Here is a 20234-nt window from a genome sequence, read left to right on the forward strand (position 1 = left end):
TCTCCGGAGCGGCGCAATGTACAAGAGCATCGAGTGTGAGACACAAGCAGATACCACAAGGCCGGTAGTGAGTATGGAACGGGCCAGGACACGCGAGCGTTCGGACGGCGAGCCGGGGACGGTGACCGAGTCACGGGCGCAGACCAATCTCGATTTCGCCGTCGGCGTCAGCCTCTTTTTGGGCGTGCTGATCTTCGTCTTCCTGTTCGTGCCCGGGCTGTTGTCGCCGTTCACTTCGGGGGCGCAGGCCCAGACCGTGACGGCCGACCGAGCGGCCGACCACCTCACCACGTCCGTGCTGGGGTCGCCGCGTGACCCACACTCCCTGCGGACTCACTGTACGATCCAGTTCTTCGAAAACGCGACCGGATGTGCGTTCGGGCCGGCGCCCGTCGCACAGCAGCTCGGTCTCGACCCGGCGACACAGAACGTCAACGTGACTATCGTCGGGAACGCGTCGTCGACGGCGACGCCCGACGACACGCTCTGCTGGGACGCCGCCAACGACTCGCTGGTCGCGACAACGGGCTGTCCGAACGCCGGCGCGAACGCGAACGTCAATCTCACGCGTGGGAGGGCGGTTCCGGCGGACAACGAGGCGACGGTGACGGCACTGCGGGTCGTCTGGCTGAACGGGACGGATGTCACCGTCGTCGTGGAGGTGTGGTAGATGCGAGGACAGGCACACACACTCGAAGCGATCGTCGCAAGCCTCGTCCTCCTGACCGGGCTCATCTTCGCGCTACAGATGACAGCGGTGACCCCCCTCTCCGCGAGCACGTCGAGTCAACACATCGAGAACCAACAGCAGTCCGTCAGCGAGGGCCTGCTGGCGACTGCAGCAGAGCGTGACGCCCTCGAACCCGCGATCCTGTACTGGAACAACAGCACTGGCAAGTACCACAACGCGAGCGGGACGGGCATCGGCGTGTACGCGAGCACGCCCCCGAACAACACGTTCGGTGCGATGTTAGAGCGGGTCTTCGACGAGCGAGGCATCGCGTACAACGTCTACGTCCGATACCGGAACAGCACCAGCCAGAAACGGATCATCTACCTCTACAACGGCCGGCCGAGCGACAACGCGGTGTCGGCTTCGCAGACGGTCACGCTGATGGACGACGACCACCTCTACGACACCGACGGGACGCGGAACGAGACGACGCTGTCGACCGCGACGGGGTTCCCGATTCCCGACCGGGGGGCCAACGTCTACAACACGGTCCGCGTGGAGGTGGTATCGTGGCGCATCTGAGCGACGACCAGCGCGGTCAGCTGCTGCTCGTCGCCGGGCTGGCGCTCGCGTTCGTCTTCATCGGGCTGGCGCTCGTCGTCAATTCGGCCATCTTTACTGAGAACCTCGCCAGCCGGGGCGAGACTGCCGGAAGCGACGGCGCACTGGCGGCGAGAGCGTCCGTCGAGGCGAACGTCGGAGAGGCCGTCGAGCGAGCGAACTACTACAACGAGTCTGCCCCGGCCGACGCGTTCAAGCAGAGTCTGCGGAACGTGAGCACGCAGACCGAGTACCTGTCGGCGACATCGGGGTCGCTGGTCAACGTTACCTACGTCGACCACCGGGAGGGAGAGCGCATCAACGGGAGCATCGACCAGGGTGACGACAACTACACTGTCGTCAGCGATGTCGAGCGGGCGCCGGGCGCGAACGGGACCAGAGGGCTGGCGTTCAACTCCTCCGGACTCCCGGACGGGAGCGACCCCCCACTGGTCGTGAAGGTGAACGACACGAGTTTCGTCGGCGACGAGCGAAGCTGGCGCGCCCGGATCTGGGAGAACAGCAGCGGCGTCCAGGTGCGGACGATACGGAACGGGACCACCCCGTCGGAGAACCGGACGGAGCACTGTTCAGTTCCCTCTGCGGCGGAGAACCGCATCCAGGTGACCGGCGGATTGGTGAACGACCAGCCCTGTGACGCCCTGCGATGGACCGCCAGCGGCACGAACTTCTGGTTCGGGAACGGCGTCCTCGCCAGCAACGACGAGTACGCGATCCACTTCGAGAACACCAACGGCGTGACCGGTGAGTTCGAGGTGGTCGTCCACGACGACGGCGGGCTGTCGCTCCCGCTGCTGTCGCTCTCGGGGGACGCGACGTCGGGCGACGCGATCTACGATACGTCGGTCCGGTTCGTCTACGACGGGCCCGACGTGCGGTACAACACGACGGTGCGGGTCGCACCGGGTGAGCCCGATGTCTGAATCGCGAGCGGTCTCGACGGCGCTCAACTACGCGCTCACGCTGTCCATCACGGCCGTGCTGGTGACCGGGCTGCTGATCGCCGGAACCAACTTCGTCGAGGAACGACAGGAGACCGTCGTCAGGGAGGAGTTGACGGTCATCGGGCAGCAGGTGGCGGCGGACCTGGCTCGCGTCGACAGGCTGGTCGTCGCGGCGGACAGTAGCGGGTCGTCACTGACGGCCACGACCCGCCAGACGTTCCCACAGCGGGTCGCCGGCAGCGGCTACCAGTTGACCCTCGACCCGGGAGGGGAGCGGCTCGTCCTGACCGCGACGGACCCCGAAGTCAGAGTCACGGTTGGCGTGACGAACGAGACGACCCTCCGGGCGTCGAGCGTCGACGGGGGCGTCGTCGAGGTGGTGTACGCCGGGTCCGGTGCGAGTGCCGGACTGGAGGTGCGCGATGCCTGAACCGACGAGGTCGCGGGGAGTGAGCGAGGTCCTCGGATACGTGCTCGTGTTCAGCCTGGTCGTCTCGACGGTCGCCGTCGTCTCGGTCAGCGGGCTCGATACGCTGGACGACGTGAAACGGGACGAGCAACTCGACAACGCCGAGCGGGCCTTCGACATCCTCGCCGACAACGTCGCCGACGTCTACAGGCGAGGTGCTCCGAGTCGCGGAACCGAGGTGAGCGTCGGCGAGGCGACGGTGTTCACCGGGACGGAGACGACAGTGAACGTGACCGTCGACGGGACCTACGTCCTGAACAGGACCGCAACGCCGATCGTCTACCGCAACGAGCGGGACCAGCGGCTGGTGTACAGTATGGGGGCGGTCTTCAGGACGAACCCTGACTCCGGGCTCCTCATTCGACAGCCGCCACACGTGGTGCGAGACGGACGCCTCCTGCTCAACATAGTCGTCCTCCGCGCATCGAATCAGACCAGCGTCGGCGGGTCGACCGCGCTCGTCCGGACGCTCAACGACGGGTCCGCCGTCCGGTACAGCGACACCGGCGGTGCGACGAGCAACGTCTCCGTTAGGATCGAGTCCGAGCGCGCGTCGCTCTGGGAGGACTACTTCGACGACCAGGGGTTCGACTGCTCGTCCTCGCCCCCGTCATCGACCGAGATGCGCTGTGAGTACCCGACGAGCGGGTCCGTCGAGCGTGCCTACGTCGTCAGTCACGACATCCGCGTCGACGTCGAGCGGTAGCTCAGGCGTCGGTCACGTTCACGTCGTTGACCGAGACGTGGAGGTAGGTGATCTGCGTGTCGCTGGGGTTCGTCAGGTCGAGGTCGATGTTCTGGACGCTGGGGTCGTAGTCGAAGACGTTCGAGGGGTTCCCGTTGATCTCCATCGTTTCACAGACGAGCCCGCCCTCGATCCTGCCGTTCCCGTTCTGGTTGCACGACGAGCCCGGCGCCACCAGCAACCCGTAGAATTCCGTATTGCCCTGGAAGTCGACGTCACCGTCGGAGTGGACGAGCACCTTCAGTTCGCTCGGATCGCCATCGTCCTCGTTCACGAGGTCGCTCCCGCTGAGCTCCATCGAGTGTCTGACGTAAATCGAGACGACGTGGTTGCTGCTGACGTCGTCGAGTTCGATGACGTCCGTATTGAACGTCGACCCGCCCGTGTTAATCACGATCGTGACGTTGCCGCCGGGGCTGTCCACTGTCAGGCTCCCGGGGTCGTTGTCGTAGTAGTATGTTCCCCCGCTGGTGATGGTCGAGGGTTCGGACGTGTCACAGCCGCTGGCCTGACAGTCCGAAACCTGGTCCTCGATCCGGTCGTCGACCGAGGGGAAGGCAACACCCTGCTCGTTGGGGGTCGGCGGACTACCGGCACCGTTTACGGTCATCCCACCGGGATCGGTAGTTGCCACGACGTTCTCGAAAGAGGCGTTGAACGGGATCACGAGCTCGGCCGTCACCGTCTCGTTCGGGTGATCGTACGTGACGGTGCCGTCGGTCCGCTCCTCGAAGTAGTTCCCCCAGGCGCGGTAGTAGTCGCTCTGGACGGTGACGTTGATCTCGCTCCCGTTCAGAGGGTTTCGGAGCGCGTCGTCCCGTGCCGGATCGGGGAAGTACTGGATGGTGTCGTTGTGCGTTATCGTGGCCCGTCCCTGGATGGTTCCATCCCCGGAGACGGTCACGAGCGGCAGCGTCAGCGTTCTGCTCCGGTAGTGGAACTCGGGGGGTGAGATCATAACGGCCTCGCCGTCGGCGTCGGTACGCCACACGCCGCCGCCCTGATACGCGATCACCGTCCCATCGCTGTCGTACACGACCGCCCCGAGCGTGCTGTTCCTGATGGTCGTCACGTTCCCGGTGGCGTTCGTGTACGTGATGTTCATCCACCCGACGTCCCCGCGGACCTCGTAGTTCGAGTCCCCAGCGGCCGGTAGGGCGACCTGCTGGACGTTCGACTGGCCGAGAGCGACGAGCGCGGCCTGTGAGTCGAACTGCGTCATCGTCTTCTCGGTGCGTTCGACGTCTAGCTGGCTCTGGGTGGCAGTGATGGCTTCGGCACCGACGACGACGACGGCGGTCGTCGAAGCAACCACGAGGGCCAGCACGAGCACCAGGCCGAGCGGGCCACTCTGTCCCCGATTGGTTACCCGACGATTACCGCGCATACACACCGGAGTGTCTCCGTGGTCATAAAATACGCGGCCAGCCGTCACTGCGTGAGCGCACCCGACCAGATGGAAACGGTTTAGTCGCGCGACCGACGAGTCCCCGTCGGGAACAGCACGACCGCAAATCTGACACGCTGTGGGCTTCCACAGCTCGGGATTGCGGCCGTGTTCGGCTCACGCCGAGACGCTCGCCTGAGCGGTTCGTGCGGTTCCAACCAGACAACAATGGCACGAATGCACACCCGCCGCCGCGGCTCGTCCGACTCGGACAAGCCGGCGGCAGACGAACCCCCGGAGTGGAGCGACGTCGACGAGGACGCCATCGAGGAGCGCGTCGTCGAACTCGCCGAACAGGGCCACTCGCCCAGCGAGATCGGTCTGAAACTGCGCGACGAGGGCGTCCAGGGCACGCCGATTCCGGACGTCTCCCTGGCGACCGGTAAGAAGGTCACCGAGATCCTCGCGGACAACGACGCCGACCCCGACCTCCCTGAGGACCTCCGGAACCTGATGGAGCGGGCCGTCCGGCTGCGCGAACACATGGACGAGAACCCCAACGACCACCAGAACAAGCGCGCCCTGCAGAACACGCAGTCGAAGATCCGGCGGCTCGTCGACTACTACCGCGGCGACGAGCTCGACGAGGACTTCACCTACAGCTACGACAAGGCAGTCGAGCTGCTGAACGACGAGTAAGATGTCGACGACCGGTCGGGACCAAGCGCCAGCCGCCGCCGCCAGCGACGCCGCCGCGGCGCTGGACGCGGCCGCCTTCGTGCGGCTCGTCAGCGACGCGACCGGCGCGGCGCTGGCCGCGACGGGCGTGCTGGCGCGGGCGCTCGACGACGCCGGGACGCCGTTCCAGGCGAGCGTCGCCGCGCCCTTCGCTGATCCCGACCGGACGACGGAGGCCGACGCCACGGTGGCCCTCGGTCGCCCGCACCCGGCCGCCGACTACGCGCTGTGTGACCGGCCGGCCGCGGCCGCGTTCGAGACCGTCCGCGAACTCGGCGCGTCGCCCGACGCGACGCTCGCGCTCGCGGGCACCGTCGCCGCCGGCGACGTCGACGGCAGCGTCGCCGAGGCCGCCGAGCAGGCCGGCCTGGAGCGTCGCCCCGGCGTCGCGGTCCCGGTCGCCGATCTCGCGGACGGGCTCGCCCACTCGACGCTGCTCTCGGCACCGTTCTCCGGTACCGAGGCGCAGGTCCGGGCCGCGCTGTCCGACCTCGACCTGCCGAGCGAACTGGACGACGACGCCCGCAGACGGGTCGCGTCGCTGGTCGCGCTCGCGGTCACGGGCACGGACACCGCGCCGCCGCGTGCCGCCGCCGCCGTCGAGCGGGCGCTCCGGCCATACGCCGGCGGCCCCTTCGAGACGGTCGGCGGCTACGCCGACGTCCTCGACGCCGTCGCCCGCGAGCGCCCGGGCGTCGGCATCGCGCTCGCGCTCGGTCACGAGAGCGTCCGCGACGAGGCGCTGGACGCCTGGCGGACCCACGGAGGGCGCGCCCACGCCGCCGTCGCGAGCGCGACGACGGGCCGGTACGACGGCCTGTTCGTCGCCCGCGGCGACGCGATGCCGGTCGGCACCGCCGCCCGCCTGGTCGCGGACTTCCGCGCGCCCGAGCCCGTGACGCTCGTCGTCACGGACGGCGAGGCCGCCGCCCGCGCCGCCGACGGCCGGGACGTGGCCGCGCCGATGCGGACCGCCGCCGAGTCGGTCGACGGTACCGCCGTCGGCCGCGGGGAGCGCGCCCGCGCTCGCTTCGACGTCTCGACCGCCGACTTCATCACGGCGTTCCGGGAGGCAGTATGAGACGAGCGACGCTCCGCACCACGCACGGCTCGGCCGACGCCGCCGAGCGGGTCGCAGCCGCGCTCCGGCCGGACAACACCGACGAGATGACCACCCGCGTCGACGGCGACGCGGTGGTCACCACCGTCGAGCGCGAGTCCACGGGCGGCCTCCAGTCGACCGTCGACGACTACGTCGTCAACCTCCGGGTCGCAGCACAGCTCGCCGAACGACACGACGAATCCACGAAACCATGAGTGAACGAAGCGTCTCCAAGCGCAAGCAACAGAAGCGGTGGTACACCGTCCTCGCTCCCGAGCAGTTCGACCGGGAGGAGCTCGGTGAGACACCGGCAGACGAACCGGACAAGGTGCTCGGTCGCACCATCGAGACAACGCTGGGCGAACTGAACAACGACGCCAGCGAGAACAACACCAAGCTGACCTTCAAGATCAACGAGGTCGCCAGCGACTCCGCGTACACGGAGTTCGTGAAACACGAGCTGACGCGGGACTACCTGCGCTCGCTCGTCCGCCGCGGTTCCTCGAAGGTCGAGGCATACATCACCGTGCTGACCACGGACGACTACCGCGTCCAGGTCCAGCCCGTCGCAGTGACGACCAAGAAGGCCGACGCCTCCCAGGAGAAGGCCATCCGCCGGACGATGATCGACCTCGTCGAGGAGACCGCCCGCGAGCGGACCTTCGCGGAACTCATCGACAGCGTCGTCGAGGGTCGCCTCTCCTCCGCCATCTACGGCGAGGCCAAGGAGATCTACCCGCTTCGCCGCGTCGAGATCCAGAAGGCCACGCTCGAAGCGCGGCCCGAAGAGGTCGCCGCCGAGGAAGAGGCCTCGGTCGACGTCGACGAAGAGGACGTCGAGGTCGACGAGGCGTAACCGCGGTCGACTCTCGGACGACTATTCTTCCGCCGTCGCCGGGTCGTCAGTGACGACCACGGTGCCGACCATCCCGCCGCGCTCGTGGGGGATACAGAAGTACGGATACTCGCCGCGGACCTCGAAGGTGTGGCTGTAGGCCTGGCCCTCGAACAGCGTCCCGTCCGTGCTGTTGCCCCACGCCTCGCGGGCGGCCTGCTCCCCGTCGAACTCGCCGGAGGCGAAGTAGTCCGCCCCCTCGGGGAGCCCGTCCTCGTAGGCGGTGACGGTGTGGCCCTGCTTGCTCGTGTTGAGCCACGTGACGGTCGTCCCCGGAGCCACCTCGAGAGTCTGGGGCCGGAACACCTTCGCGCCCATCCCCACGTCGTAGTCGGTGCTGGCCGCGCGACCGCCGAGACAGCCGGCGAGACCCAGCACCCCGCTCGCCCCGACTCCCCGGAGGAAGGTCCGTCGGTCCATAGCCGTCGCTCGGGACTCGACGGACAAAGACGCCTCGGTTACCGACGGGCGGCTACTCCCGGAACGTCAGGCCGTCCCGCAGGTCGCGCGTGTCGGCCAGCAGCGCGTCCCGATCGTCGCCCGTCGCCGTGACGTGCCCCATCTTCCGGAGGTCGTACACCTCCTGCTTGCCGTACCAGTGGAGGTGGGCCCGGTCGGCGGCGAATACCGCCTCGTCGCCGTACAGCGTCGCCGCCCGTCGCTCGTCGACGTCGCCGAGGACGTTCGCCGAGACGGTCGGGTCGCGCTGGTCGGTCGTCCCCAGCGGCAGCCCCATCACGGCCCGGACGTGCTGTTCGAACTGCGAGGTGTGACAGCCCTCGATGGTCCAGTGGCCGGAGTTGTGGGGCCGGGGCGCGATCTCGTTCAGGAGGATCTCGTCGTCGCTCGTCTGGAACAGCTCGATGCCGAACACCCCCCGGCCGTCCATCACGTCGAGCACGTCGCGGGCGACCTCGCGGGCGCGCTCGCGGACCGCCTCGTCGGCGCGGGCCGGCGCGACGCTCTCCCGGAGGATCTCCTCGCGGTGGATCGTCTCCGTGACGGGAAACGTGTCCCGTTCGCCGTCGCCGCGACAGCCCATCACCGCGAGTTCCCGCTCGAAGTCGACCATCTCCTCGACCATCGCCGGGCCGGCCACGGCCTCGATGGCGGTCTCGACGTCCTCTGGACCCTCGACGGGGACGTTCCCCCGACCGTCGTAGCCGCCGGTGCGGGCCTTCAGCATCGCCGGGTAGCCAAGCTCCGCGCAGGCCTCGCGAAGCTCGTCGGCCGTCTCGACGGCGCGGAACTCCGGCACCGGGACGCCCGCCTCGGCGAGCCGGCGCTTCTGGACCAGCTTGTCCTCGATGGTCCGCAGCGTGTCGGGCGAGGGGTGGACCGGCGTCCCCGTCTCCTCGGCGACCCGTTCGAGCGCGTCCGGGTCGGCCAGTTCGATCTCGAAGGTGAGGACGTCGGCCCGTTCGGCGAGCGCGCGGAAGGTCTCCTCGTCCTCGAAGCCGCCGACGAGCTGGTCGCGGACCACCGGCGCGGCCGGACAGTCCGGCGTCGGGTCCGCGACGACCAGTTCGACGCCCAGCGGCGCGGCCGCCTCCCCCATCATCCGTCCGAGCTGTCCCCCGCCGACGACGCCCAGCGTCGGCCCGGGTGACGTGCGTGGCATACGCCGCGGTTCCCCGCCGCGGCGCTTAAGCGTTCAGTTCTGGGACGAGGGAAGCCGGTGATCAGATACCGGGTCGGCTACCGTGCCCCCGACAGCCGGTGCGAACGCGGCGGTCGCCGTCAGGACCGGTCGGTCGCGTTCCAGCCCTCGCTGGCGTAGGCCTCGTGGATCCAGACGCGGAAGACGTTCCGGTAGCCGCCGGTGCGGAGGTTGTACTCCCGACTGGCGTAGCCGGCCTGTCGGAGCCGGTCCTCGGGCACCGTCGAGTCGTAGGTCTGGGTGACGATCACCGGCGGCTGGTCCTGGCGCGCGCGGAGCGCGAGCCCGGCGGGCTGGTTCGAGCAGTCGGCCTCGACGTCCTGGGCGGCGATGTACCACGGGATCGGGAGCGTGTTGTGCCACTGCAGGCAGGTCGGTCGCAGGTCCCAGTAGGCGTCGTCCCACGACTCGCGGTCGTCCTCGACGAACGCCTCCTTGGCGGCGTAGTTCGACCCCGACTCCCCGTGGTAGACGATCAGGTCCGTCCCGCCCTCGTGGGCGGTGGCGATGCGGTCCAGCTCCGTCAGCGCGGTCCGGGTGGACTGGTCGGGCTGGGCGAACTGGACGAGCTCGTTGCTCTCGGCTGTCGTGTTGGTGTAGACGCCGGTCACCAGCACCTGGCCAAGCAGCAGCGCCACGAGCGCGAAGACGAGCGCCGAGGTGGCGACGCCGGTCACGTCGTCGGCCGACAACGCGTCGAGTCCCCAGCGGAAGACGGCCGCCAGCGCCACGCCGGCGGGGACCGACAGCGGGACCACGGCGTGGGTGACGATCCACGGCGCGCCGATGTCGGTCCCGAGCGGGTACCCCCAGATAGAGACGAACCCGGCGTAGAACAGGAACGGGACGAGATGTCGGGGCGTGGTGTACCCCAGCCGATCCAGCAGGTAGCCCAGGCCGGCGAAGGCGGTGATCGGAGCCGACGCGAGCACCAGGGCCTTCAGGAACACCCCGAGGTGGCGCTCGTAGTCGGCGAGCGTCTTCTCCGAGGCGGGGTCGAGCCACTCGCTCCACTGGTCGACGACGCGGTCGACCGTCGCGTCGACCATCTGCCCGAACAGCGCGGGGTTCGTCACGCCCTCCCAGAACCCGACGGCTCCGGCCGACGGGGGTGCCGGCGGGTGTCGCAGCCCGGCGACGCCCGCACCCCGCGGCGCGTAGAAGAACAGCGAGACGGCGGCGAAGAGGCCGACAGCGAGCACGACGTGGCCCGCGTAGGCCCCGAGCAGCCACTTCGGGTCCTCGTTGCGGGCGGTAAAGGAGCGGACGGTGTCGACGACGAGCGCCAGGTCCCCCCTGATCCGGCCGATAACGCGGGCCTTGATCTCGCGTCCGGAGGGGGCGTCGGTCACGAACAGGACGGCGTCGCGGTAGCCGTTCGGGAGGACGAACACCTTCGCCAGCAACAGGCCCGTCGCGCCGAGCCAGGTCACGACGTAGACCAGCGCGTTCTCCTTCGAGGCGAAGCCCAGCGCCATCAGCCCCGCGGCCCAGTAGAGGTAGCGAGGCAGGCGCGTGTCGTAGAACCGGACGACCATCCCGAACGCGGCGAACATAAACGCCGCCACGAGGACGTCGCTGCGCATGAACCGCGAGTAGTACAGCAGGACGGGGTCCAGCGCGAGCAACAGCGCGACGGCGACGGTCTCCGAGCGCCGGAGGTGTCGCCGGAGCAAGAGCACCGACAGCGGGAGCAGTGCGCCGACGACCGCGACCGGGAGCCGCATCGTGAAGTCGGAGGGGCCGAGGACGGCGAACACCCAGCGGTCGGCGTGCTGGACGAACGGGCCGTGGATGATGTAGCGGTAGGCGAACGACCCCGACTCGCCGTAGTGCCAGGCCCAGTAGGCGACCCGTCCCTCGTCGAAGTGAGCGACGCGCCGACCCAGCCAGGCGAGCCGCAACACGAGTCCGACGACGGCGACGGCCACCACCAGCTTCACCGTCGCGTGCTCGTCGTCGCGGATCCACGACCTGGCGCGACGACGGGCGCGGCGGAGGGCCGGCAACGCATCGCTCGACGTAGCCATGTGGGACGGAAGCACAGCGGGGGTTAGAATCCTTCTGGTTCCGCCGCGGAACGGTAGTTCTTTAGGGACGACAGCCACCCACACTCGTATGGTACAGCTCGGACTGGTGGTCGCCCAGTACGACAAGCACGGGGCCGTCGTCGACGCGATGACGGCGGCCGCGCGCGAGGCCGCGGCCGACGCCGACGCCGAGATCGTCGAGACGCTGACGGTCCCCGGGGCCTACGACACGCCGCTGGCCGCCGACCGGCTCGCACGGCGGGACGACGTCGACGCGGTGGCCGTGCTGGGGGTCATCGTCGAGGGCGACACCGACCACGACGGGGTCATCGCCGACGCCGCGGCCCAGGGCCTGACCGACGTGTCGCTGGACCGGGACACGCCGGTCACGCTGGGCATCATCGGGCCGGGGATGAGCACGGCCGAGGCCGAGGCCCGGACCCACAAGGGCGGCACCGCAGTCACGAGCGCCATCGAACTCGCAGAACTATGAGCATGGACTTCGCTTCACGGGTCGAACGTGTAGAGCCGAGCGCGACGCTCGCGATCAGCAACAAGGCGTCCGAACTGGAGGCCGACGGCGTCGACGTCGTCGACCTCTCGGTCGGCGAACCCGACTTCGACACGCCCGAGAACATCAAGGACGCCGCCAAGGAGGCCCTGGACGCCGGCCACACGGGCTACACGCCCTCGAACGGCATCCCGGACCTGAAGGCGGCCATCGCCGAGAAGCTCCACGACGACGGGCTCGACCAGTACGGCCCGGAGAACCTCGTCGTCACGCCCGGGGGCAAGCAGGCCCTCTACGAGGTGTTCCAGACGGTGATCGACGACGGCGACGAGGTCGCCCTGCTGGACCCCGCCTGGGTCTCCTACGAGGCGATGGCGAAACTCGCCGGCGGCACCCTCACGCGCGTCGACACCGCCGCCCACGACTTCCAGCTCGCGGGCGCGCTCGACGACCTCGCCGAATCCGTCTCCGACGACACCGAACTCCTGGTCGTCAACTCCCCGGGCAACCCCCACGGCGCGGTGTACTCCCGGGAGGCGATGGAGGGCGTCCGCGACCTCGCCGTCGAGCACGACGTCACCGTGATCTCCGACGAGATCTACAAGGAGATCACCTACGACGGCGTCGAGGCCGTCTCGCTGGGGACCCTGGACGGGATGGAAGACCGTACCGTCACGCTCAACGGCTTCTCGAAGGCCTACTCGATGACCGGGTGGCGGCTCGGCTACTTCGCCGCGCCCGAGGAACTGGTCTCCCAGGCCGGGAAGGTCCACTCCCACTCGGTCTCCTGTGCGGTGAACTTCGTCCAGCACGCCGGAATCGAGGCCATCCGCAACACCGACGAGGCCGTCGAGGAGATGCGCCAGGCCTTCGCCGAGCGCCGCGAGTTCCTGATGGACCTGTTCGCGGACCACGGCGTCCACGTCCCCGAGCCCCAGGGCGCGTTCTACATGATGCCGGAGGTCGCCCCGGACGGCGACGACACGGCGTGGTGCGACGAGGCTATCGGCGAGGCCCACGTCGCCACCGTCCCCGGCAGCGCGTTCGGGACGCCGGGCTACGCCCGGATCTCCTACGCAAACAGCAAGGACCGCCTGCAGGAGGCGGTCGACCGGCTGGCCGAGCACGGCCTCATCTGAGGTCACTCGCCGTTCTCGCGGTCGCCGGCCCGTCGTGCCAGCCACCCGACCGCCAGCGCCAGCAGCGTCGTTCCGGCTCCGAACCCCGGCCCGCTGTCCCCGGTCGTCGTCTCGGTGACGGCCGTCGGCGGCGGCGGGTACGGCGTCACCTCGGTGTCGGTCGCCGTCCGGGTCCGCGTGGCCGTCTCCGTCGGGGTGGCCGACGTGGTCTCTCGCCGCGACGCCCCGGGCGAGAGCCGGGCGACCCAGCTCCCGGGCTCGGTCGCCGACTGCGCGTGGCCGGCGACGACGGCTCCGTCGTCGAGCGGGTAGACGGCTCGGGGAACCGTCGGGCCGTCGCCGGGGACGACGGTTGTCGGGTCCGGACTGCCGTCCGGCCCGGTCCGCAGGAGGAACACGCGGCCCGGCTCGTCGACCTCGGCGACGGTCAGCGCGCCGCCGTCGGCCAGCCGGCGGGTCGCCGTCGGCGCGGGCGCGTCGCCGTCGAAGTGGTGCACCCACGCCCGCTGGGTCTCGCCGTCCGTCGAGAGGTAGCGGAGCCGCCAGCCCGGGCCGCCCTCGTCTTCCGGGAGGTTCGCCACCGCGATCCCACCGCCCGGGCCGGCGCTCGCCGCGTCGAGGTACTCCGGCCACCGACGGCTCCAGACCGTCCCGCCGTCGGGTGCGAGCCGGTCGAGCCAGCCGTGGAACTCGGACTCGAAAGCGTACCCGCCGACGGCGAGGTCCCCGTCGATGCCGCCGGTGACGAGGCCGGCGAGGCCGTCCCGCGTGTGGACCCACTGGACGGTGCCGTCCGCGGCGACGTGCTGGACCCGCGTCGAGACGGCGTGGGTCCCGATGCTGTTCGAGACGAGTGCGACGCCGTCGTCGAGGGGCCGGACGCGGAACTCGTCGTCGTGGTGTCCGCGTTCGATCCGGTGTCGCCACGACGGTGATCGGTCCGAACCGAAGCGGACGACCGGACTCGCCTCGTCGTCACCGGGACCGACGACCAGAAAGCCCCCGTCGCCGGCCCCGGCGATGGCCCGTGCGTCCGGGACCGCGTCCAGTCGGCGGGACCAGGTCCGGTCCCCGCGGTCGTCGACGGCGTGGATCGTCGCGGGGTCGCCTTCGGGACGGACGAGCAGGAGCGTCTCGCCGTCGACACGGGCACTGTCGAGGAGTTCGGTGTCGCCGACTGCCGTTCGCCACGCCACGCCGAGGCGATGGGCGGTCGCCGTGGCGGTGGGAACGGCAGCGAGCGGGGACACTGCGAGCGCGCGGAGGAGCGTCCGGCGACGGACCATACCGACTCAGTATCGCCGAGCGAAAAGGGTCTTGTGTCGGGACACCTCGGCGACGGCCCGGTCACCGTAGCCGTTCAGTCACTGCGGCCCTCGCGTCACGCCCGCTCATCGATCACGCGGTCGATGATCCGACCCGTCGAGAGCAGGTACTCCTCGTCCGCGTCCAGCGGGCTGGCGCGACGGATCTCGCAGTCGATGCCGCGCTCGGCCAGCGCGTGCCGGAGCTGGTCGGTGTCGTGGTGCTGGTCGTAGCCCAGCGCGATGACGTCCGGCTCGATGTGCTCGATGGGGACGAAGATGTCTTCGGGGTGGCCGAGGTGGGCCTCGTCGACCGGCTTGAGGGCACCGACCATGTCCCGGCGCTGCTCGTCGGGGACGACCGGCGGCTCCTTGTGCGTGACGTTGACCGAGCGGGCGACGATGACGTGGAGTTCGTCGCCCATCGCCTCGGCGTCCCGGAGGTAGTGGACGTGGCCCGGGTGCAGCAGGTCGAAGGTGCCCTGTGCGACGACGCGTGTCACGAGTCGAACTCCTCCTCGCGCAGCTCCCGGTCGATGTCCGACTGGTCGAAGTCGAAGAAGGCCTCCTCGGGCGGTTCGACGTCCAGCACGGGCAGGTCGACCGGCTCGCCGTCGTTGTCGAAGGCCCGCCAGTCGTCCCGGCCGTACGGGTAGCCGACGATGATGTGGACGTCCCCGCGGCCGAACGTCTGGAGGTCGGCGTCGCTGGGCTGGAGGACGCCGTTGGGGTGGGAGTGGATCGAGCCCGCCGCGCGAACGTCGTTGGGTACCATACTCGTCTTGACCGTCGCGCTGACGGGGTTGGACTCCGTGCCGGGGATGACGAGCACGTCCGTCAGGACGGTCCCGGACTCGTCGAGGCCGACCGTCCGCGCGTCGTCGCCCCGGAGCAGTCCCATATACTCGTTCGGGTGTGACTCCTCGGACGCGGCCAGTGCGAACTCGAGTGCCGACTCGGCGATGCCGAGGACGCCGCCCGAGCGAAACAGCCCCATACCTCGTGGTGGGGGCGGTTGCTTTCTAAGGGTTCCGCTCTGGGCGTCGGCGAGCGCGACGCCCCCGGAGCGGGCCGTCTCCGGATTCCGAAGAGTACAAACCCGGGAGAACCGAACCCACAGCAAATGTCTCCGCAAGATGGCACCGACGACGGTGCCACGGTCCCCGACGGCGGGACCACCGTCTACGATCTGGCGTCGCAGTGTACCGTCGACGACCTGGTCGAGGGGAACCGCTACGAGGCCGTGGTCAACGGCGTCGTCGACTACGGCGTCTTCGTCGACCTCTCCGAGGAAGTGTCGGGACTCGTCCACGACTCGAACCTGCTGGGCGCGTACGACGTCGGCGACGACCTCGTGGTCGAACTCGGCGAGGTCCGCCCCAACGGCGACCTGAGCTTCGAGGAGGTCCAGCTGAGCGACTACGGCGTCGAACACGTCCCCCACGGGACGGCGACGGCCGTCGGGGACCTCGCCGACGCGACCGGCGACACCGTCGTCGTCGAGGGGCAGGTCGTCCAGATCAAGCAGACCGGCGGCCCGACCGTGTTCCAGGTCCGGGACGGCACCGGCGTCGTCCCCTGTGCGGCCTTCGAGGAGGCCGGCGTCCGCGCGTTCCCCGACGTGGAGCTCGACGACGTCGTCCGCGTCTCCGGCCGCGCCGAGGAGCGCGACGGCGGCGTCCAGGTCGAGGTCGACTCGCTGGGCGTCCTCGACGGCGAGGACGCCGAGGAGGTCGAGACCGGCATCGAGTCGGCGCTGGAGACGGCCGCCGAACCCGCCGACGTCGACCCGCTGGTCGACTGGCCGGCCTTCGAGAAGCTCTGGGAGGACCTCCGCGAGGTCGCGGCCGAACTCCGCCACACCGTGCTGGAGGGCCGCCCCATCCGGATGCGCCACCACGCCGACGGGGACGGCCTCTGTGCCAGCGTCCCGCTGCAGGTCGCGCTCGAACGGTTCATCGCCGACTACTACGAGGACGACGACGCACCCCAGCACCTCCTCAAGCGACTGCCGAGCAAGGCCCCCTACTACGAGATGGAGGACGTGACCCGGGACCTCAACTTCGCGCTTGAGGACCGCACACGCCACGGGCAGAAGCTCCCGCTCCTGCTGATGCTGGACAACGGCTCGACGGAGGAGGACACGCCGGCCTACCGGAACCTCCAGCACTACGACATCCCCGTGGTCGTCGTCGACCACCACCACCCCGACCCCGAGGCCGTGGAACCGCTCATCGAACACCACGTCAACCCCTACCTCCACGACGAGGACTACCGCATCACGACGGGGATGCTCTGCGTGGAGCTGGCCCGGATGATCGACCCCGAGATCACCGACGACCTCCAGCACGTCCCCGCCGTCGCCGGGATCTCGGACCGCTCGGAGGGCGAGGCGATGGCCGACTACGTCGACCTGGCCCGCGAGAAGGGGTACGACGAGGACGACCTGCGCGACATCGGCGAGGCGCTGGACTACGCCACCCACTGGCTGCGCTACAGCTCCGGCGAGCGGCTCATCACCGACGTCCTCGACGTCGACTGCGACGACCGCGACCGCCACGAGGAGCTGGTCGAGTTCCTCGCGGACCGCGCCGAACGCGACGTCGAGGAACAGCTCGACGCCGCGATGAGCCACGTCGACCACGAGCGGCTGGACAACGGCGCGCACCTCTACACCATCGACGTGGAGAACCACGCCCACCGGTTCACCTACCCCGCGCCGGGCAAGACGACGGGGGAGATCCACGACCGGAAGGTCGCCGAGACGGGCGACCCCGTCATCACGATCGGCTACGGACCGGACTTCGCGGTCCTCCGGTCGGACGGCGTGCGACTCGACATCCCACAGATGGTCGCCGAACTGACCGAGGAGGTCGACGGCGGCGGCGTCTCCGGCGGCGGCCACCTCGTCGTCGGGTCGATCAAGTTCGTCTCCGGTCGCCGCGAGGCCGTCATCGACGCGCTGGTCGAGAAGATGGCCGACGCCGAGATCGACGAGGACCTCGGCAGTTCGACGGCGCTGCCCGGCGAGGTCTGAGGGCCGCGTCGTTCGGCTGGCTCACTCCTCGAACCGCACCCGGCGAGCCGCGAGTCCGGCGACGGCGAGGACGCCCGCGACGGCGGCCCCGAGCCCGAGCGGGAGCCGCGGCCGCCCGCCGCGCCAGTCGGCGTCGAAGACCCGCCGGAAGTAGGCGGCCGCCTCGTCGCCGTGGAGGACCAGCAGGACCTCGCGGTTCCGCGTCGCGGCGGCCTCGTTCCAGTTCAGGCTCCCGACGACCACCCGGTCGTCGACGACCGCCCCCTTGGCGTGGATCTTGGCGTAGCGCCCGCCGGGGGCGGCGAGCTTCGCCGACAGCGGTGCGCCGGTCCGGTCGGCCCAGGCGGTGAACCGCTCGACTGTCCGCCGGTTCTCCTCGCGGACGTACCACGCCGAACTCAGGAGGAGACGGGTCTCGACGCCCCGGTCGGCGGCCCGGCGGAGCGCACGCAGCAGCGGGCCGTCCCAGTCGCCGACGGTCGGCTGGACGACGGCGATCGACGCCTCGGCGGCGTCGAGTTCGCCGACGAGCGCCCGCTGGGCGTTGTCCGGCGTCACCAGCAGGTCGGTCCGCTCGACCGGGACGGTCTCGGGATCGAACCGCTCAGGGTAGGTCGCGTCGGCGCGGCCGCCGCGCTCGAACCGGCGACCGCGCCGGAACGTCGACCACGGGACGGCGTCGCGCCAGCCCGCGTCGGCGCGGAAGGTGCCCGCGAGCCCGTCGACGACGCGAGACTGCCCCGTCGCGACGCCCCACCCGCGGCTGCTGTTGCCGCCGACGCCGGCGGGCTTCCAGTTCTCCGTCAGGACCACCGCCCGGTCGTCGGCGACGGCGTACTTCGCGTGGTGGTACCGATAGCGGGCGTAGGGACCGGCGACGAGTCGGACCTCGACGCCGGCGGCGACGAGCCGGTCGAGCGTGCGAGCACCGGCCCGCGTGCGGCCACCGACCGGTTTCCCCTCCAGCAGGACGCGGACGTCGACGCCCCGGCGGTGGGCCGCGACGAGCGCGTCGGCGACCCGTCGCGAGGTGAGCGTGTAGCCGGCGAGGTAGAGGCGCTCGTCGGCGTCCCGGACGGCCGCCAACGGGGCGCGTGGCGCGTCCGGGAGCGCGAACACGCGGACGCGCCCCCCGCGGTCGGTCACGACCGGGCGGTCCGTCGCGCCCAGCGGCCGCCAGCGGACGACCGAGCCGTTCGCGACCCCGACCTCGCCCTCGCTCGACTCGCGGTAGCGGACGGTGTGGACGGCCGTCCCGCCCCGGAGCAGGCGGACCGTGTCGCCGCCGTTGGCGAGTGCGGGCGCGTCGGCGACGCCGTACACCGGCCGGTCGGTGAGGTTCCGGACGCGAGCGGGGTCGCCCGTCAGGACGACGTGGCCGCTCGCCGTCGCGTTCGGGAGGCGCGCGGTCGAGTGGCCGTCGGTGATCGCGTACCGGCCCAGTCGCGTGTCGTTCGGGACCGCGAGGACGACGAACTCGCCGCGGTCGCCGGCCGCGACGGGGTCGGGGTAGACGGCGTGGACGCGGGGGGACTCGCGGTCCGGTCGCCCGGCGTCGGAGGTGCCGCTGGCGGGAGGGACGGCCGCGGGACTGACCAGGAGCGCGACGAGCGCGAGGGTGACGACGAGCGACCGCATCGGCGGGGGTGGCCGCCCACTGGTACAAAAAGGGAGGGGCCGTCAGGCGCTGCTCGCTTTCTCGGCCTCGGCCTGCACGATGTACGCACGATCGTCGGCGTACTGCGCGGCCTCCGCCAGCGCGCGCTCGGTCCCGATCTGTCGGAGCGCCCACGCGGCGGATGCCCTGACGGAGTCGCTGTCGTCGGACTCGAGCACGTCGGCGAGCGGTTCGACGGCGCGCGTGTCCCCGAGCAGGCCCAGCGCCCGGGCCGCCGACGAGCGCACGTCGTCGTTGTCGGCGTCGAGCCGGTTCGCGACGGGTTGGACGGACTCCGCGCTCCCGATCGAACCCAGCGCGCGCAGGGTGACCTTCTGGAGGGCGGCGTCGCCGTCCCCGTCGATGAAGTCGTGGAGGGTGTCGGTCGCGCGCTCGTCGCCCATCTTCCCCAGTACCTCGATCGGCCCCTTGTCGCGGCGCTGGGCCTTCTCGTGCATCACGTCGAAGGCGGGCTGGGCGTCCCGGCCGAGGTTGTGGAGGATGTCGATGGTGTAGTCCTCGTAGAACTCCGAGCCCAGCTTCTCGAAGGCGAACGTCACGAGTTCGAGGTTCCCCTGCTCGGCGTGGATCTTCGCGGCGTTCCACTCGGCCGGGAAGTCCTTGCGGTTCTCGTTCGTCAGCACGTCGTAGAACCCCTTGGCGTCCAGTTGCTCGCGGACGGTGAGGTCGTCCCACACTTCGGCGTCCTCGAGGGCCGACTCGAGCGTCTCGGCGGCCTCCAGCAGGCCGGCGATCGTCTCCTCGTCCTCGTCGGCGTCGAGGGCGGCCGACTCGATCGCGTCGGCGACCGTCCCCAGCGCGTCCGCCGCGGCGTCGAGGTCCTCGCCCGCGTCGGCGTCGTGGTCGACGTACTCCTCGCTCGCGGCGAGGAAGTCCGCGACGGCCTCGTGGGCCTCCGTCTCCCCGTCGTCGGTCCACTCGCTGTCGGCGACCGTCGACCGGGCGTCCTCGACGAGGCCGACGACGTCCTCGGCGTAGGGCCCGCGCTGGGACTCGAGGTCGTCGCGCAGGTCCGAGAGCCGGGACTCCAGCTCCTCGCGGGGGTCCTCGGCGTCCTCGTCGTCCTCGTCCGGTTCGGGCAGGTCCGCCGCCTCCAGGTCGCTCTCGATGTCGTCGAGCGTCGCCTCGGCGGCGTCGAGGTCGGCCTCCGTCTCGGCGGCCTCCAGTTCCTCGGCGGCGTCGTCGAGGCGCGACTCCAGCTCCTCGGCGCTGACGTCGGTCGCCGAGTCCGCCTCGGTCTCGGCGTCCTCGTCGGGTGCGTCCGTCTCGTCGTCCCCGTTGCTCATACACGGAGATGTGGC

The 20234-nt window shown here is 70.3% G+C and carries 21 protein-coding genes; 12 read left to right on the forward strand and 9 right to left on the reverse strand.

Annotation, left to right across the window (positions count from 1 at the left end; all coding sequences use genetic code 11):
- Nucleotides 1-16: 16 nt before the first annotated feature.
- From P0592_RS01115 to P0592_RS01135, 5 genes are read left to right on the forward strand one after another with little or no spacing between them, the layout of a single operon-like run.
- Nucleotides 17-670 carry a DUF7287 family protein gene (locus P0592_RS01115; RefSeq protein ID WP_276272420.1) on the forward strand — a complete coding sequence of 218 codons (654 nt, stop codon included), beginning with the start codon at nt 17-19 and terminating at the stop codon, nt 668-670.
- Nucleotides 671-1255, forward strand: a complete 585-nt coding sequence (locus tag P0592_RS01120) for a DUF7288 family protein (protein WP_276272421.1) — start codon at nt 671-673, stop codon at nt 1253-1255.
- On the forward strand, nt 1243-2217 hold the full coding sequence (locus P0592_RS01125; RefSeq protein ID WP_276272422.1) for a DUF7261 family protein: 975 nt from the start codon (nt 1243-1245) through the stop codon (nt 2215-2217). Before P0592_RS01120 ends, P0592_RS01125 begins: the two co-directional genes overlap by 13 nt.
- Nucleotides 2210-2668, forward strand: coding sequence for a DUF7266 family protein (locus tag P0592_RS01130; protein ID WP_276272423.1), 459 nt, complete (start codon nt 2210-2212; stop codon nt 2666-2668). The genes P0592_RS01125 and P0592_RS01130 overlap by 8 nt, the downstream gene beginning before the upstream one ends.
- A gap of 19 nt (nt 2669-2687) precedes the next feature.
- Nucleotides 2688-3413 (forward strand): DUF7289 family protein, encoded by a 726-nt coding sequence (locus P0592_RS01135; protein WP_276272424.1) that lies wholly within the window; start codon nt 2688-2690, stop codon nt 3411-3413.
- Nucleotide 3414: 1 nt separating this feature from the next.
- Here the strand turns inward: P0592_RS01135 and P0592_RS01140 are convergent, their stop codons facing one another.
- A complete protein-coding gene (locus P0592_RS01140) occupies nt 3415-4839 on the reverse strand; it encodes a DUF7289 family protein (protein ID WP_276272425.1) in 1425 nt (474 codons plus the stop codon).
- Nucleotides 4840-5067: 228 nt separating this feature from the next.
- Between P0592_RS01140 and P0592_RS01145 the strand changes: the two genes are divergently transcribed.
- The 4 genes from P0592_RS01145 to P0592_RS01160 are packed head-to-tail and all read left to right on the forward strand — an operon-like array spanning nt 5068 to nt 7535.
- Entirely contained in the window at nt 5068-5538 is a 471-nt protein-coding gene (locus tag P0592_RS01145; protein WP_276272426.1) for a 30S ribosomal protein S15, read from the forward strand.
- 1 nt (nt 5539) lies between these two features.
- A complete protein-coding gene (locus P0592_RS01150) occupies nt 5540-6658 on the forward strand; it encodes a hypothetical protein (protein ID WP_276272427.1) in 1119 nt (372 codons plus the stop codon).
- Nucleotides 6655-6894, forward strand: coding sequence for a KEOPS complex subunit Pcc1 (locus P0592_RS01155; RefSeq protein ID WP_276272428.1), 240 nt, complete (start codon nt 6655-6657; stop codon nt 6892-6894). Before P0592_RS01150 ends, P0592_RS01155 begins: the two co-directional genes overlap by 4 nt.
- Entirely contained in the window at nt 6891-7535 is a 645-nt protein-coding gene (locus P0592_RS01160; protein ID WP_276272429.1) for a 30S ribosomal protein S3ae, read from the forward strand. The genes P0592_RS01155 and P0592_RS01160 overlap by 4 nt, the downstream gene beginning before the upstream one ends.
- Nucleotides 7536-7556: 21 nt before the next feature.
- On the opposite strand, the gene P0592_RS01165 is transcribed toward P0592_RS01160, so the two are convergent.
- The 3 genes from P0592_RS01165 to P0592_RS01175 form a co-directional block, all read right to left on the reverse strand.
- On the reverse strand, nt 7557-7994 hold the full coding sequence (locus tag P0592_RS01165) for a plastocyanin/azurin family copper-binding protein (protein WP_276272430.1): 438 nt from the start codon (nt 7992-7994) through the stop codon (nt 7557-7559).
- 52 nt (nt 7995-8046) lie between these two features.
- Nucleotides 8047-9195, reverse strand: a complete 1149-nt coding sequence (locus tag P0592_RS01170) for a 5-(carboxyamino)imidazole ribonucleotide synthase (protein ID WP_276272431.1) — start codon at nt 9193-9195, stop codon at nt 8047-8049.
- 119 nt (nt 9196-9314) lie between these two features.
- On the reverse strand, nt 9315-11264 hold the full coding sequence (locus P0592_RS01175; protein WP_276272432.1) for a flippase activity-associated protein Agl23: 1950 nt from the start codon (nt 11262-11264) through the stop codon (nt 9315-9317).
- Nucleotides 11265-11352: 88 nt separating this feature from the next.
- Here P0592_RS01175 and ribH point away from each other — a divergent pair, with 88 nt between their 5' ends.
- Entirely contained in the window at nt 11353-11757 is a 405-nt protein-coding gene (gene ribH, locus P0592_RS01180) for a 6,7-dimethyl-8-ribityllumazine synthase (RefSeq protein ID WP_276272433.1), read from the forward strand.
- Nucleotides 11754-12914 carry a pyridoxal phosphate-dependent aminotransferase gene (locus P0592_RS01185; RefSeq protein WP_276272434.1) on the forward strand — a complete coding sequence of 387 codons (1161 nt, stop codon included), beginning with the start codon at nt 11754-11756 and terminating at the stop codon, nt 12912-12914. The genes ribH and P0592_RS01185 overlap by 4 nt, the downstream gene beginning before the upstream one ends.
- Before the next feature lie 2 nt (nt 12915-12916).
- On the opposite strand, the gene P0592_RS01190 is transcribed toward P0592_RS01185, so the two are convergent.
- From P0592_RS01190 to P0592_RS01200, 3 genes are all read right to left on the reverse strand, one after another.
- Nucleotides 12917-14200 carry a hypothetical protein gene (locus tag P0592_RS01190; RefSeq protein WP_276272435.1) on the reverse strand — a complete coding sequence of 428 codons (1284 nt, stop codon included), beginning with the start codon at nt 14198-14200 and terminating at the stop codon, nt 12917-12919.
- 95 nt (nt 14201-14295) lie between these two features.
- The gene (locus tag P0592_RS01195) at nt 14296-14721 is read right to left on the reverse strand and encodes an FAD synthase family protein (protein ID WP_276272436.1); all 426 of its coding nucleotides are present in this window, start codon (nt 14719-14721) and stop codon (nt 14296-14298) included.
- Nucleotides 14718-15215 (reverse strand): Mov34/MPN/PAD-1 family protein, encoded by a 498-nt coding sequence (locus P0592_RS01200; RefSeq protein WP_276272437.1) that lies wholly within the window; start codon nt 15213-15215, stop codon nt 14718-14720. The genes P0592_RS01195 and P0592_RS01200 overlap by 4 nt, the downstream gene beginning before the upstream one ends.
- 126 nt (nt 15216-15341) lie before the next feature.
- Between P0592_RS01200 and P0592_RS01205 the strand changes: the two genes are divergently transcribed.
- Complete coding sequence (locus tag P0592_RS01205) at nt 15342-17255, forward strand: Hef-associated nuclease (protein WP_276272438.1); 1914 nt, start codon at nt 15342-15344, stop codon at nt 17253-17255.
- Between the two features lie 21 nt (nt 17256-17276).
- Here P0592_RS01205 and P0592_RS01210 read toward each other — a convergent pair whose 3' ends face one another.
- Together P0592_RS01210 and P0592_RS01215 are read right to left on the reverse strand one after the other, a co-directional pair.
- Nucleotides 17277-18893, reverse strand: a complete 1617-nt coding sequence (locus P0592_RS01210; protein WP_276272439.1) for a phospholipase D-like domain-containing protein — start codon at nt 18891-18893, stop codon at nt 17277-17279.
- A 42-nt stretch (nt 18894-18935) separates the two neighbouring features.
- Entirely contained in the window at nt 18936-20219 is a 1284-nt protein-coding gene (locus P0592_RS01215) for a HEAT repeat domain-containing protein (protein ID WP_276272440.1), read from the reverse strand.
- Between the last annotated feature and the right edge of the window lie 15 nt (nt 20220-20234).

This window comes from Haloarcula litorea, assembly GCF_029338195.1.
Taxonomy (GTDB): Archaea; Halobacteriota; Halobacteria; order Halobacteriales; family Haloarculaceae; genus Haloarcula; species Haloarcula litorea.